A 13,344-nucleotide genomic window follows, 5' to 3' on the forward strand; every position below is an offset into this window, starting at 1 on the left:
ATTCTATGCAAAATACGATTAAGGCGAAGTTATCCGCCATGATGTTCTTCCAGTTCTTTATTCAAGGTTCTTGGTACGTGACCATGGGAACCTATTTAGGAAGGACCCTCAACTTTTCCGGAGTTCAAATCGGCCTGGCATACAGCACCGCTGCTATTGCCGCAATTATATCTCCTGTCATTGTGGGAATGATTGCCGATAGGTTCTTTTCGGCTAACAGAGTTTTAGCATTTCTGAATGTGTTAGGGGCTTTTCTATTGTTTTGGCTTACGAAGGTTCAAACTTTTTCTTTATTTTTCCCAATTCTGCTTTTCTACAGCATTTGCTTCATGCCGACCATGTCATTGACCAATTCAATATCATTTGCAAACCTGATTGACCCTGCGAAAGAATTTTCAAGAATCCGCCTGTTCGGATCCTTCGGCTGGATAGGAGCAGGATTACTAATAAGTGCATTAGATCTTGAGATTTATTCAACTCCGTTTCTAATAGGTGCAGGGGTATCATTGCTGGCAGGTTTATTTGCGTTGATATTGCCTTATCGTGCGCCTGTTCAAGCAACACAGAAGATAACAATCGGACAAATGCTAGGGTTCAACGCGTTTAAGCTTATAAAAGATAGATCGTTTTTAGTACTCTTGGCCTTTTCCGCACTGACTTGTATTCCACTTGCTTTCTATGATTCTTTCACCAATCTTTTTATTGTCAATGTTGGTATCAGTAATGCAGCGGCAGCCATGAGCCTGGGACAGGTTGCAGAAGTGGTTTTTCTTTTTGCTTTCCCGCTGATTTTTATCAAGTTGCGTTACAAGGGAAGTATTATAGCTGCTATTGTAGCTTGGATGTTGATGTACGGATCATTTGCGCTGGGTGCGCATACGGGTAAAACCGGATTTATCTATGCCGTATTACCCCTTCACGGATTTTGTTTTACCTTTTTCTTTGTTGCAGGCCAACTCTATGTAGATGAAAAAGCTCCGTCATCACTGAGGAATGCAGCACAGGGACTGATTGCCTTTGCAACCTACGGGGTAGGAAAATATCTTGGAACGTTGGTCGCCGGAAATGTAGTGGATCAGTATACCACTCAAGGGGTGCATGATTGGGTATCTGTCTGGACTGTTCCTTTTGTGATGGCTGTCATTATTCTTGTTGGATTCGTTTCTTTATTTCGCGAAAATCTTAATACAGGGAGTGAAACGGGGAATACGTAGCCTTAGGGAATATAGGAAATGGCATATTTGTAATATGCGGGGACTTTTTTGTTGAACTGTTGGAGTTGATAAGTTGTCAAATAATTTAAATTCAGAAATATTATGAAACGAAAGAAATTAAAAATGGGTATGGTTGGCGGAGGAAGTGATGCCTTTATAGGAGCCATACACCGCCGCGCAGCCTTTATGGACAACTATATTGAGCTGGTCTGTGGCTGTTTTAGTGTTAATCCTGAAATCTCCAGAAGTTCAGGCAGGGAATATTTTCTCCCGGATCATCGGATTTACGATTCCTACCAGGAGATGTTCGAGAAAGAAATGGAACTGCCTGTCGAGGAGCGGATGGATTTTGTAACCATAGTCACACCGAACAAGTGGCATTTTGAGCCTGCAATGATGGCATTGGAAAGAGGGTTTCACGTGGTTATAGACAAACCGATGACCTTTTCACTGGAAGAAGCCCTCAAGCTGAAAGAGAAGGTTGAGGAGACAGGACTGGTCCTGGCATTGACCCATGTCTACTCAGGATACCCGGCAGTCAAGGAGGCTAAAGCAAGGATTGCCGGCGGAGAACTGGGTAAGTTGCGTAAAGTATACGTGGAGTATACCCAGGGGTGGCTTTCGCAACGCATAGAGTTGCAGGGAGGGAATAATGCCGGCTGGAGGACAAATCCAAAGACCACGGGCAAGGCCGGTTGCATGGGCGACATAGGAACGCATGCCTGGCATCTGGCTGAATACGTTACCGGCCTGAAAGTGCTGGAGGTGTGCGCCGATCTGCAAACGTACGTGGAGGGACGCCTGGTGGACGACGACGGGGCATCCCTGCTGCGAATGGAAAAGGGAGTTACCGGAGTATTGATGGCTACCCAGATCGCCACCGGCGAAGCGAACAATATCCGTCTTCGTGTGTATGGCGATAAAGGCGGATTGGAGTGGAGACAGATGGATTCGAACAGGTTGACCCTGAGGTGGGGGGATAAGCCCGCTGAAGAGCTGTATATGGGTAATAATGAATTTATAAGCAAACTGGCTAAATGGAATACCCGCACGCCTGCCGGCCATCCCGAAGGTTTCATTGAAGCCTTTGCCAATATTTACCGCAATTTTGCCCTGGCCGTCATGGCCGCAGAAAGCGGAGACAATCCGGATGAACTGATTACCGACTTCCCTAACGTCTATGACGGGGTAAGGGGAATGCAATTCGTAGAAATGATGGTACAATCAGGGAGCGATAATAATACAAAATGGCAGAAATGGATTGAATAGCTAGTATTCAGGATTGTTATTTCAAAATTTAACGTGGTTAAATAAATGATACATACCAAACAATAATTAAAAATGAAAAAAGAGGATAATGTAACTAGAAGATCATTTCTGAAAGCTTCTGCAGTAGCAGGAGCCGTAGGGGTAATCGGCACAGGATCGGCAGGATTTCTAACATCCTGTAGTGGAGGAACTGAAAAAAGCAAAGGTGGCAGTGTTCCTTTAAAAGAACCAGGGAGCTATTATATTCCCGATCTGCCTGATCTGGCCGCTGATGGTAAAGAGCTTAAAGCCGGTGTTGTAGGTTGTGGAGGACGAGGTTCCGGAGCAGCAATGAACTTTTTGAATGCTGCCAACGGTTTAACTATTGTGGCATTAGGTGATGTTTTTCAGGACAGGGTGGACGGACTGGCAGAAAAGCTTAAGAACGAGAAAAATATTGATATACCTTCCGATAAACGATTTGTCGGCCTTGATGCATATAAACAGGTTATAGACAGCGATATTGATGTGCTTATCGACTGTACGCCTCCATTTTTTCGTGCAGAGCATTTCAAATATGCAGTAGAGAAAAGCAAACATTGCTTTCTCGAGAAGCCAATATGTGTAGATTCTGTTGGCTATCGTACAATAGTGGCAGCGGCTAAACAGGCGAGGGCAAAGAACCTTAGGGTTGTTACCGGAACTCAGCGGCACCACCAGCGCAGTTATGTTGAGTCATTCAAACAAATCATGAACGGCGCCATAGGAGAAATTACCGGTGGTGTTGTATATTGGAACCAGAACATGTTGTGGTATCGCGACCGCCAGCCCGGCTGGAGCGATTTTGAATATATGGTGCGCGACTGGGTTAACTGGAAATGGTTGTCTGGCGATCATATTGTGGAACAGCATGTACATAACATCGACGTGTTTACCTGGTTCTCCGGCCTGAAACCTGTCAGTGCAGTCGGTTTCGGATCGCGTCAACGCCGTATAACGGGAGACCAGTACGATAACTTCAGCATCGACTTCACAATGGAGAACGGGGTGCACCTGCACAGTATGTGCCGCCAGATCGATGGCTGTGCCAACAATGTTAGCGAGTTTATCCAGGGAACTAAAGGTTCGTGGTCAAGTGACGGCGGTCATGTTATCAAAGACCTCGAGGGGAACGTTATCTGGCAATACGACGGTGAAGCTGAGAAAGCCGAGTTCCAGCAGACCGATCCATATACACTAGAACATGTGAACCTGATAAACTGCATACGTGGGAACAATCCCATTGAGCAGGCATCAGAGACAGCCATATCGAATATGGCGGCAATCATGGGTCGCGAGTCGGCATATACAGGGCAGATGGTTACCTGGGATGCCATGACTGCGGCACCGCTCGATTATACCCCTGCCGACCTGAATATCGGTAAAATGGAAATGAAGGGGTTCTCGGTTCCTGTACCGGGAAGTGATCAGAGGAAATAATAACCTCATTGATAATTATTGGCTGTTTGCAGTTGAAAATGTAATTATAGATCAATAAATGTTAAGTACCCAATTAATTCGAAGTAAATTCAATAAAATAATTACTTAAAATAACTAAAATTGACATAGATAGAAGAACTTTCATAAAGGTCAAGTTCGCTTTCAAACGACGGCAATTTTAAACTCAGAGGTAAACGATCTAAAACACATATTCATATTCAATGTAATATAAGTAATCGTATTTGATATTTTGATTTTTACGGAGCAGACTGATTAATAAAAGCAGTATAACTTACAAATCACGCCGTGCCAGTTAATAATAACTTTACATATTATTTACCACCGTACACATCAAAAGTATATTTTTTTCGCTTTTTTATTAAGATTGCTTTGAATTATGGAGTAGAAACATTATTTTCGTGCTGCATAATTATTCTTTGATATGAAATTTGTAAACAGAATAGAAGAACAAGAGCGGCTCTCGGCATCTATAAACAGTCAATCTCCATCCTTTGTGGTAGTATATGGAAGACGGCGCATCGGAAAGTCAACGTTGATAAAAAAAGTGCTTTCCCCTGCCGACGTCTATTACATGGCAGATCAAACAGAGCGGGCGCACCAAATTGAATTGTTGGCGAAAGAAATCGGCATGCGGTTTGAAGGTTTTGACCGAGCTATATACCCGGATTGGGAAGCGTTGTTCGATGGATTAAATCATCGGGCAACAAATCGATTTACATTGTGCTTGGATGAATTTCCATATTTAGCAAAAAGTTCGCCCGAACTGCCCTCGCTGCTCCAAAAAATAATTGATGCAAAAACGCTCAAATACAATATTATTATTTGTGGTTCATCACAACAGTTAATGCAAGGATTGGCACTTGACAGCACATCGCCTCTTTATGGGCGTGCCAATCAAGTTCTAAAGATCTTACCCATCGGTATTACATATCTTCATGAGTTATTGGATGGTACGCCCATTGGAACTGTTGAAGAATATTCCGTGTGGGGCGGCGTACCAAGATATTGGGAAATCCGCTTACAAAGCAACTCGTTGCAGGAATCAATAAGGTATAATCTGCTCAATGCGCAAGGCACGTTATATGAGGAGCCTTACCGGTTATTTATCGACGATATGCGCGATATTGTACAAGCATCTACACTGCTGTCACTTATCGGAAACGGCGCAAACCGGATTTCAGAAATTGCCGCAAGGGCAAATAAGCCTGCCACAAGCCTTTCCGGGCCGTTAGACAGGTTGATTACACTGGGCTATATTGAACGTGAAATACCACACGGAGACAATCCCAAAAAAAGCAAAAAAGGACTCTACAAAGTAGCTGACCCATTTATGAATTTTTATTTCCGATTTGTTGTTCCCAACCGTTCGTTAATTGAATTGGGACGTACCGATGTCGTGATGGAAGAGATTTCGGCACGTTTTAACAGTTATGTATCTTGGCATTGGGAAAACCTTTGCCGTAAAGCAATCAGCGGACAAGTATTCAAAGGAAAACGCTACGGATTGGCATCACGATGGTGGGGAAGCATTTCACGCGATGAACAAATGGAATTTGACGTAGTTTCCGAATCAACCGATGGCAAAAGTCTGCTCGTGGGAGAATGCAAGTGGTCGGACAATGAGAATACCGAATATCTGTTTAAAACCATCAAAGAGAAAGTACAGAAAACCCATTTAGTCAAAAATAAAGAGGTTATTCCTGTGCTTTTCCTGAAAAGCAACAAAAAATCAGGTGAGAATATTTTCACACCCGAGCAGATTTTTGAATTGCTTAAATGATGTAAATTCATTCTATTGTTAGAGCCTTCGTCTCGACTTTTTATCCGTCAAAAGCCGGATAGTAATTTTCTTACAACAACCGGTTAATGTCGGATGCCTTATAAAGAATTTTTCCGTCTAGTTTGATAACCTGAAATCCCGTTCTTTTGTAACCATATTGTTCGAGAAAAACAAGGGTTTGACAATTTTTCACTATATATCAACAGAATAGATATATTTTCAAATTATCTGGTTAGAAAATGCAGGAATTTCGGCATTAAAAATCCAATAAAATTAAAGAGGGTGAAATCACTTTGTATGCGATTCACCCTCTTTTCATGATCTTTATATTAATAGTATTGATATGTTTTATACTACACCCTGTGATAACATGGCATCGGCCACTTTCATAAAACCGGCAATATTAGCACCTTTCACATAGTTTATATATTTCCCGTTTTTCCCGTGGAATATGCACTGTTCATGGATATCGCTCATTATCTGGTGTAACCATCGGTCCACCTCCTCGTTGCTCCATGAGATATGCATGGCATTCTGAGTCATCTCAAGCCCCGAACATGCCACACCACCCGCATTAACTGCTTTCCCGGGTGCAAAAAGCATTTGATTCTCAAGAAAGAATTCTACCGCCTCGGCAGTACAACCCATATTCGAGACCTCTGCAACAATAGTAACACCATTATCTTTCAAACGTTTTGCATCTTCCAGATTCAACTCGTTCTGAATAGCACAAGGCAGAGCGATATCTACTTTACGTTCCCATGGCTTTTTGCCGGGATAGAATGTTGCACCGGAAAACTCATCGGCATATGGAGCCACAATATCATTTCCTGAATTGCGTAGCTCAAGCATGAATTCAATCTTCGCAGGTGTATTAACTCCATCTCTATCGTAGATATAACCGTCTGGGCCGGAGATAGCCACGACTTTGGCACCCAGCTCAGTTGCCTTTTTCACGGCACCCCATGCTACATTTCCAAAGCCTGACACTGCAACGGTCTTCCCTTTCAAGCTGATGTTGTGGGTAGCACACATCTTCTCTACAAAATAGAGAGCCCCATATCCCGTAGCTTCCGGACGTAATCGCGAACCACCAAACGACATCCCCTTTCCGGTAAAGGTGCCGGTATGTTCCCTTGCCAGCTTTTTATACATGCCATACATGTAGCCCACTTCACGCGCTCCAACGCCGATATCTCCCGCAGGGACATCGGTGTCAGGGCCGATATTGCGCCACAACTCCATCACAAAAGACTGGCAAAAACGCATGATCTCAGATTGTGAACGCCCTTTTGGAGAAAAGTCCGCCCCACCCTTGCCGCCGCCCATTGGTAACGTGGTAAGTGCATTCTTGAAGGTCTGTTCAAATCCCAAAAATTTCAGTGAAGAAAGTGTAACTGAGGGGTGAAAACGAATACCACCCTTATACGGGCCTATGGCTCCGTTAAACTGTACACGATATCCGATATTAACATGAACTTTACCGTTATCGTCCACCCAGGGCACACTGAATGTAAACACCCTGTCGGGTTCCACGATACGTTCAATAATGCCCGCTTTTTCAAATTCAGGATGCTGGTTATACACATCCTCAATAGATATCAATACTTCTCTCACGGCTTGAAGGTACTCTGACTCGCCCGGATGTTTCGCCTCAAGTTTTGTCATTATGTCATTTACTTTCATATTATAGAGGTTTTTATTAGGTATTGCTTAGCAAAGGTATAGATTAAATTGGAATATTGATATTTTATTGCAACTTTTTTATAGAAAAAAAACTTTCTGTTTTTAACATATAAATGCTACTTTTGTGGTGCACTATTTGCGTTAAGTCAAATAAACATTGTTCAAGCAAACATGAACGATGTCTTTATGAGCAAATATCCAATTTTAGGGAACTATTGCGATAAGCTAAATAAGCATAGTCAAAGTAAACTTGGCTTACGCCCTAAAGAGCAACTTTTTCATTAAGCGACATACAGAAGACGAATTCATTCGGGTTGTGGTGTTGCAGAAAAACAATTAATGCAATTGAACTTTTGAATTTAAACAGTTTGAATGGCAAAAAATAAACTGGCCAAATTTGCAGACATGGCCACTTATAGTAATGTATTTCAATACCCCTTCGAGGTGTTGAGAGATGAAGGTTTCCCCCTTAAGGGAGAGTGGTACACCTACTTTGGCAACAAAAATCCAATAGTCCTTGAGCTGGGCTGTGGCAAAGGTGAATATACAGTAGAGCTGGCACGTAAGTTCGCGGCAAGGAACTTTATCGGGATCGATATCAAAGGTGCCAGAATGTGGAAAGGTGCTACTTGTGCTCTGGAAGAAAACCTCACAAATGCGGCTTTTATCCGTACCCATATTGAGTTGATAAGTTACTTTTTCAGCGAGAACGAGGTCTCGGAGATATGGATCACTTTTCCCGACCCTCAGATGAAAAAGGTTAACAAACGACTTACCTCAACCCGATTTATGAAGGAATACAGCAGTGTATTAAATGAAGGCGGTATTATTCACCTGAAGACGGACAGCAATTTTTTATACACCTATACCAAGGCGATGATTAAAGAGAACGGTCTTGAACTTCTTTTCGAAACGGACGATCTGTACCATTCAGGCCTAAACAATGATATTCTGGAAATTCAGACTTTCTATGAACAACAATGGCTATCGCGCGGTTTAAACATCAAATATATCAGGTTCGAATGCCCTAAAGACCGGGAATGGAGTGAACCTGATGTTGAAATTGAAAAAGATGAGTATCGCAGTTTCGGCCGCAACGCCCGATTATAATTATAAAAATAGCCTCAAAAGGCAAATTGAATTATGACAATATATCCTCAACTCATTATTGATGCACTGAAAAATGTGCGTTACCCGGGCACGGGACAGGACATTGTTTCTGCCGGGATGGTGGAAGACAACATCCGCATTGAAGGCATGAAAGTGAGCTTCTCGCTCATCACAGAGAAAGCACACGACCCATTTATTAAATCGGTAGTAAAAATGGCTGAACAAGCCATCCTTACATATGCCGGCAAAGACATCGACATAAAGGGAAACATATCCGTGAAATCAAAGCAGCCACCACGTCCGGACTTGCCTGACTTGTTGCCGGGCGTGAAAAATATTATTGCAGTCGCCTCAGGTAAAGGAGGAGTCGGAAAAAGTACGGTATGCACAAACCTTGCAGTGGCTCTGGCTCAGAAAGGATATAAGGTAGGACTGCTTGATGCCGATATTTTTGGGCCCTCAGTACCAAAGATGTTCGGAGTGGAGGATGCCGGTCCCATGCTGGAGAAAAGGGATGGGCGCGATTTGATTGTCCCCGTTGAAAATTACGGAGTTAAGATGCTTTCTATCGGATTCTTTGTAAATAAGGGAGATGCGGTTGTATGGCGCGGAGCGATGGCAAGCAATGCGCTTAAGCAGCTCATTGGTGATGCGGACTGGGGAGAGCTGGACTATTTTCTAATAGATTTTCCTCCAGGAACAAGCGATATACATCTCACCCTCGTACAAACGGTACCTATTACAGGTGCTGTTATTGTGAGTACACCGCAAGAGGTGGCACTGGCCGATGCCCGCAAGGGTATCAGCATGTTCACCGGCGACAAGGTGAACGTGCCAATTCTTGGGTTAGTGGAAAATATGTCATGGTTCACTCCGGCAGAACTACCGGAAAACCGCTATTATATTTTCGGGAAAGAGGGCTGTAAACGGCTGGCCGAAGAGCAGGGTTATGCACTGTTAGGCCAGATCCCCATCGTCCAGAGCATAAGAGAGGGAGGCGATGATGGCCAACCAGTAGCATTGCACAGCGACAGTATCACAGGGATTGCTTTCTCCGAACTGGCTGACAATCTGGTGCAAGCTGTAGAGAAGAGAAACAGGGAGCTCCCTAAAACAGGGATAGTAGAGATAACGCGAAAATAAGATCAATATGCCGGGAAACCGGAACCTCCAATATGGAATTTCCGTTATATTCCTATTAGCACATTACCATATAATTATTCATGAAACATCCACTTGAGCAATTCCGGTTTTGTCCCAGGTGCGGTTCAAAACGGTTTATCGAAAACAATGAAAAGTCGAAGAAGTGCTTCGATTGCTGTTTTGTATATTATTTCAACTCATCGGCAGCAGTGGTGGCGGTTATAGAAAATAAGCAGGACGAAATACTGGTAGCACGCAGGGCAAAAGATCCGGCTAAAGGAACGCTTGACCTCCCCGGAGGTTTCATCGATATGCATGAAACGGCAGAAGAGGCTATTGCCCGTGAAGTGAACGAAGAGACCGGCCTATTTGTTACTTCTCAACAATACCTTTTTTCCATTCCGAATATTTACGTATATTCGGACTTTGAAGTGCAAACCGTAGACCTCTTTTTTAGATGTAACATGAAAGATTTCAACGGATTAAAAGCACAGGATGATGTTTCGGAACTACTGTTCATAAAGTTAAAAGATTTAGAACCCGCTGATTTTGGGCTCCTGTCTATTCGAAAAGGAGTTGAAAAATTGCGGTCAGAAAGGAAAAGAGGTACATCTGACAATGTACAGCATAGCATATCACGGTAAAAAAATTTGAATATATGAAAAAAATCATCTTACTATTCACCCTTGCACTTGTCACTCAGTTTTCAATGGCACAAAAAACAGTGTACCACACGCATCCGGAAGTACTGTTCAACCAGGGTAAAGAGATGTTTCTCGAGGGTAATTGGGTAGGCGCGCAAGAGCTGCTGACCGGGTTTGCCACATTAAGCAACGATTCATACCTGAAAGAAGAAGCAGCATATATGGTTGCCATATCGTCGTTCCACCGCGGAAACAAAACCAGCGGAAACATACTGAAAGAATTTCTAACGAAATACCCTGAAACCATACATCGACATCAGGTAAATTTTCTTATCGGATCGTATTATTACGATAAGAGAGATTGGGAAACAGCCGGAATATGGTTCGGACTTACCGATCTTGATTATCTGACTCTCACGGAACAGGAAGATTACAGCTTCCGTTCCGGATACACACAGTTGCAGTCGGGAAACAAAGAAGAGGCCAGGCGATATTTCGGATTGCTGTCACAAAACAGCAACAAATATAGGGATGCAGCCAATTTTTATCTCGGTTATATCGAATATATCAACAGAGACTATTCAGGAGCTTTGCGCCGTTTTGAGCGATTAAAAAATAATCCGGAATATCAGGAAGAGGTGGCCTTCTATACTGCTCAGGCTACCTTTTTCGATGGTGAGATTAACGATGCCATCAAGCTGTCGGAAGCTTTTGTTAGCAGATATCCGTCAAGTGAACATGTTTCTGAGATGTACCGTGTATTAGGCAATAGTTATTACAGACAGGGACAGCCATCCAGAGCCATTACTTTTTACGAGAAGTATATTGCCGGCAACAACAGACCACTCAGGGGCGATGCCTATTTTATGGGATTATCCTATTCCGATACCGGTAAATACAACGATGCGGTAAATATGTTCCAGCAAGCTGTAGGTGAGCCAGACGCTCTTTCACAAAATGCGCAGCTTCAACTTGGACACACTTATCTAAAAATGAATCAGAAACAGCAGGCCCAGATGGCTTTCGAGGCAGCTACACGCGACAATTATGACCCTCAGGTGCGTGAGACGGCTCTCTTCAACTATGCCCTGCTGGCACATGAAACCAACTTTTCGGTATTCAGCGAATCCATCACTCTGTTCGAGAATTTCCTCAGCGAATACCCCAACTCACAGTATATCAGCCAGGTGAATAATATACTTGCAGAAACATTTCTCACAACAAAGGACTACACGGCAGCCATTAACGCCATCAACCGCATCAAGAACCCCGGGCGCCGTATCATGGAAGCGAAACAGATGGTTCTCTTCCAGCTGGGAGCACAAGAGTTTATCAACGGAAATATGAACCAGGCAGTACAGCATTTCAACAACAGCATTAGCTTAGGCAACTACGATGTTAAAGCGCGTAACAGCGCATATTACTGGCGCGGAGAAGCATATTACCGGATAGGAAATTACAGCAACGCGGTAAACGACTTCCGGCAATTTACGCAGAATGCAATATCATCAGACGAGAACTATGCTTTAGGGTGGTACGGTATGGGTTATGCTCTCTTCAAACAACAACAGTACATTCAGGCGGCAAATGCTTTTATGCAATATATCTCTGCCGAAAACAACCGCAACAGGCCAGAGTATGCCGACGCAATGAATCGTGTGGGTGACAGTCACTATTTTAACCGCAATTTCAGTGAAGCAGAACGCTATTACGGACAGGCTGCAACTGCAAACCCCGATATTGCTGATTATGCTTCATATCAGCGTGCTTTTGTAATGGGACTGCAACGCAACTACCAGGGAAAAATTGAAGCTCTGGACAACCTTATACGCCGCTATCCCAACTCACAGTATTACGATGATGCGCTATATGAAAAAAGTCGCGCCCTTACCATGCTTAACAGGGAGAACGAAGCCATAACTGTATTACATAAACTGGTTACCGATTACCCAAAAAGCCCGATCGCCGGACAAGGAGGGGTGCAACTGGGGCAACTGTATTACAATAGCGGCAATTATCAGCAAAGCATAGCCGCCTACAAAAATGTGATATCTAATTTCCCGGGTTCAGATGATGCACGTAATGCACTGGTCTCACTGGAGACGGTCTATCGTGAAATAAACGATATTGACTCATACGTAAGATATGCGAACTCGCTTCCGGGTGGAATGCGTATCACTCCCTCACGCCAGGATTCCCTCACCTACCTCGCTGCCGAAAATGTATATATGCGGGGCAACCGTACAGATGCAGAACTGGCAATGACCCGGTATCTGCAGTCTTATCCTAACGGAGCATACAGCAGCGATGCCAATTATTACCTCGGGGTGATTGCCGACGAAAAGGGGGACAAGCAACAGGCATTGACTCATTTCCGAAAAGTAATTGATGCAAGCAATGTGAAATTTCTCGACAATGCACTTATTTACACATCTCAGACAGAGTATAAGAACGGCAATTTACGTCAGGCGCTTGCAGACTATTCAAGGTTAGCTAATTCAGCCAGGAATGCTACAAACAAACAAATTGGGCAAATGGGCGTTATACGCGCTCAATCGCAACTGGGAGGCTATCACGAAGCAGTTCGTGCAGCAACAGAATTGCTTGCCGGAAATAATCTCTCAGCAGAAACGGTTACCGAAGCAAGATATCTGCGGGGAAAAGCATATCAGCAGATAAATGAAACAGACAATGCAATGGCCGACTTCCAGTTCATTGCAAAGGATACGCGCAGTATCTATGGCGCCGAAGCTCAGTTTATCATTGCAGACACTTATTACCGCTGGAAGTCGTATGACCGGGCAGAAGCACAGGTGAAAAAGTTTATGCAGAAAAGCACTCCGCATCAATACTGGATGGCCCGTGCTCTTATTGTTCTGTCGGACACCTATATGGCCAAAGGAGATAGGTTCCAGGCACTTCAGTACCTTGAGAGCTTAAGAACCAATTATAAGGGTGGTGAGGCTGATATCAGTCAAATGATAGATGAGAGACTTAAATAAAAACCGGGATTAAAAAA

Annotated in this window: 9 protein-coding genes; 8 read left to right on the forward strand and 1 reads right to left on the reverse strand. The window is 43.6% G+C overall.

Going from position 1 to position 13,344, the window contains the following annotated elements; all coding sequences use genetic code 11:
• The first annotated feature begins 5 nt into the window (after nucleotides 1–5).
• From KDN43_RS00005 to KDN43_RS00020, 4 genes are all read left to right on the forward strand, one after another.
• The gene (locus KDN43_RS00005; protein ID WP_238867656.1) at nucleotides 6–1,214 is read left to right on the forward strand and encodes an MFS transporter; all 1,209 of its coding nucleotides are present in this window, start codon (nucleotides 6–8) and stop codon (nucleotides 1,212–1,214) included.
• A 102-nt stretch (nucleotides 1,215–1,316) separates the two neighbouring features.
• Nucleotides 1,317–2,483 carry a Gfo/Idh/MocA family protein gene (locus KDN43_RS00010; protein WP_238867657.1) on the forward strand — a complete coding sequence of 389 codons (1,167 nt, stop codon included), beginning with the start codon at nucleotides 1,317–1,319 and terminating at the stop codon, nucleotides 2,481–2,483.
• A gap of 72 nt (nucleotides 2,484–2,555) precedes the next feature.
• The gene (locus KDN43_RS00015) at nucleotides 2,556–3,941 is read left to right on the forward strand and encodes a Gfo/Idh/MocA family oxidoreductase (RefSeq protein WP_238867658.1); all 1,386 of its coding nucleotides are present in this window, start codon (nucleotides 2,556–2,558) and stop codon (nucleotides 3,939–3,941) included.
• A 442-nt stretch (nucleotides 3,942–4,383) separates the two neighbouring features.
• Nucleotides 4,384–5,742 carry an ATP-binding protein gene (locus KDN43_RS00020; protein WP_238867659.1) on the forward strand — a complete coding sequence of 453 codons (1,359 nt, stop codon included), beginning with the start codon at nucleotides 4,384–4,386 and terminating at the stop codon, nucleotides 5,740–5,742.
• A 348-nt stretch (nucleotides 5,743–6,090) separates the two neighbouring features.
• Here KDN43_RS00020 and gdhA read toward each other — a convergent pair whose 3' ends face one another.
• The gene (gene gdhA / locus KDN43_RS00025) at nucleotides 6,091–7,428 is read right to left on the reverse strand and encodes an NADP-specific glutamate dehydrogenase (protein ID WP_238867660.1); all 1,338 of its coding nucleotides are present in this window, start codon (nucleotides 7,426–7,428) and stop codon (nucleotides 6,091–6,093) included.
• Between the two features lie 372 nt (nucleotides 7,429–7,800).
• Between gdhA and trmB the strand changes: the two genes are divergently transcribed.
• From trmB to KDN43_RS00045, 4 genes are all read left to right on the forward strand, one after another.
• Nucleotides 7,801–8,538 (forward strand): tRNA (guanosine(46)-N7)-methyltransferase TrmB, encoded by a 738-nt coding sequence (trmB, locus tag KDN43_RS00030; RefSeq protein ID WP_238867661.1) that lies wholly within the window; start codon nucleotides 7,801–7,803, stop codon nucleotides 8,536–8,538.
• Between the two features lie 33 nt (nucleotides 8,539–8,571).
• Nucleotides 8,572–9,681, forward strand: coding sequence for an Mrp/NBP35 family ATP-binding protein (locus tag KDN43_RS00035; RefSeq protein WP_238867662.1), 1,110 nt, complete (start codon nucleotides 8,572–8,574; stop codon nucleotides 9,679–9,681).
• Nucleotides 9,682–9,761: 80 nt separating this feature from the next.
• The gene (locus KDN43_RS00040; RefSeq protein WP_238867663.1) at nucleotides 9,762–10,325 is read left to right on the forward strand and encodes an NUDIX hydrolase; all 564 of its coding nucleotides are present in this window, start codon (nucleotides 9,762–9,764) and stop codon (nucleotides 10,323–10,325) included.
• Between the two features lie 14 nt (nucleotides 10,326–10,339).
• Nucleotides 10,340–13,327, forward strand: coding sequence for a tetratricopeptide repeat protein (locus KDN43_RS00045; protein WP_238867664.1), 2,988 nt, complete (start codon nucleotides 10,340–10,342; stop codon nucleotides 13,325–13,327).
• Nucleotides 13,328–13,344: the final 17 nt, after the last annotated feature.

Origin of the sequence: Proteiniphilum propionicum, assembly GCF_022267555.1 — a bacterium.
GTDB lineage: Bacteria > Bacteroidota > Bacteroidia > Bacteroidales > Dysgonomonadaceae > Proteiniphilum > Proteiniphilum propionicum.

Bases quoted from the DNA above. Each gene is read 5' to 3' on its own strand.
- KDN43_RS00005 (WP_238867656.1), top strand. From the start codon at position 6: ATGCAAAATACGATTAAGGCGAAGTTATCCGCCATGATGTTCTTCCAG.
- KDN43_RS00010 (WP_238867657.1), top strand. From the start codon at position 1,317: ATGAAACGAAAGAAATTAAAAATGGGTATGGTTGGCGGAGGAAGTGAT.
- KDN43_RS00015 (WP_238867658.1), top strand. From the start codon at position 2,556: ATGAAAAAAGAGGATAATGTAACTAGAAGATCATTTCTGAAAGCTTCT.
- KDN43_RS00020 (WP_238867659.1), top strand. From the start codon at position 4,384: ATGAAATTTGTAAACAGAATAGAAGAACAAGAGCGGCTCTCGGCATCT.
- gdhA (WP_238867660.1), bottom strand. From the start codon at position 7,428: ATGAAAGTAAATGACATAATGACAAAACTTGAGGCGAAACATCCGGGC.
- trmB (WP_238867661.1), top strand. From the start codon at position 7,801: ATGGCAAAAAATAAACTGGCCAAATTTGCAGACATGGCCACTTATAGT.
- KDN43_RS00035 (WP_238867662.1), top strand. From the start codon at position 8,572: ATGACAATATATCCTCAACTCATTATTGATGCACTGAAAAATGTGCGT.
- KDN43_RS00040 (WP_238867663.1), top strand. From the start codon at position 9,762: ATGAAACATCCACTTGAGCAATTCCGGTTTTGTCCCAGGTGCGGTTCA.
- KDN43_RS00045 (WP_238867664.1), top strand. From the start codon at position 10,340: ATGAAAAAAATCATCTTACTATTCACCCTTGCACTTGTCACTCAGTTT.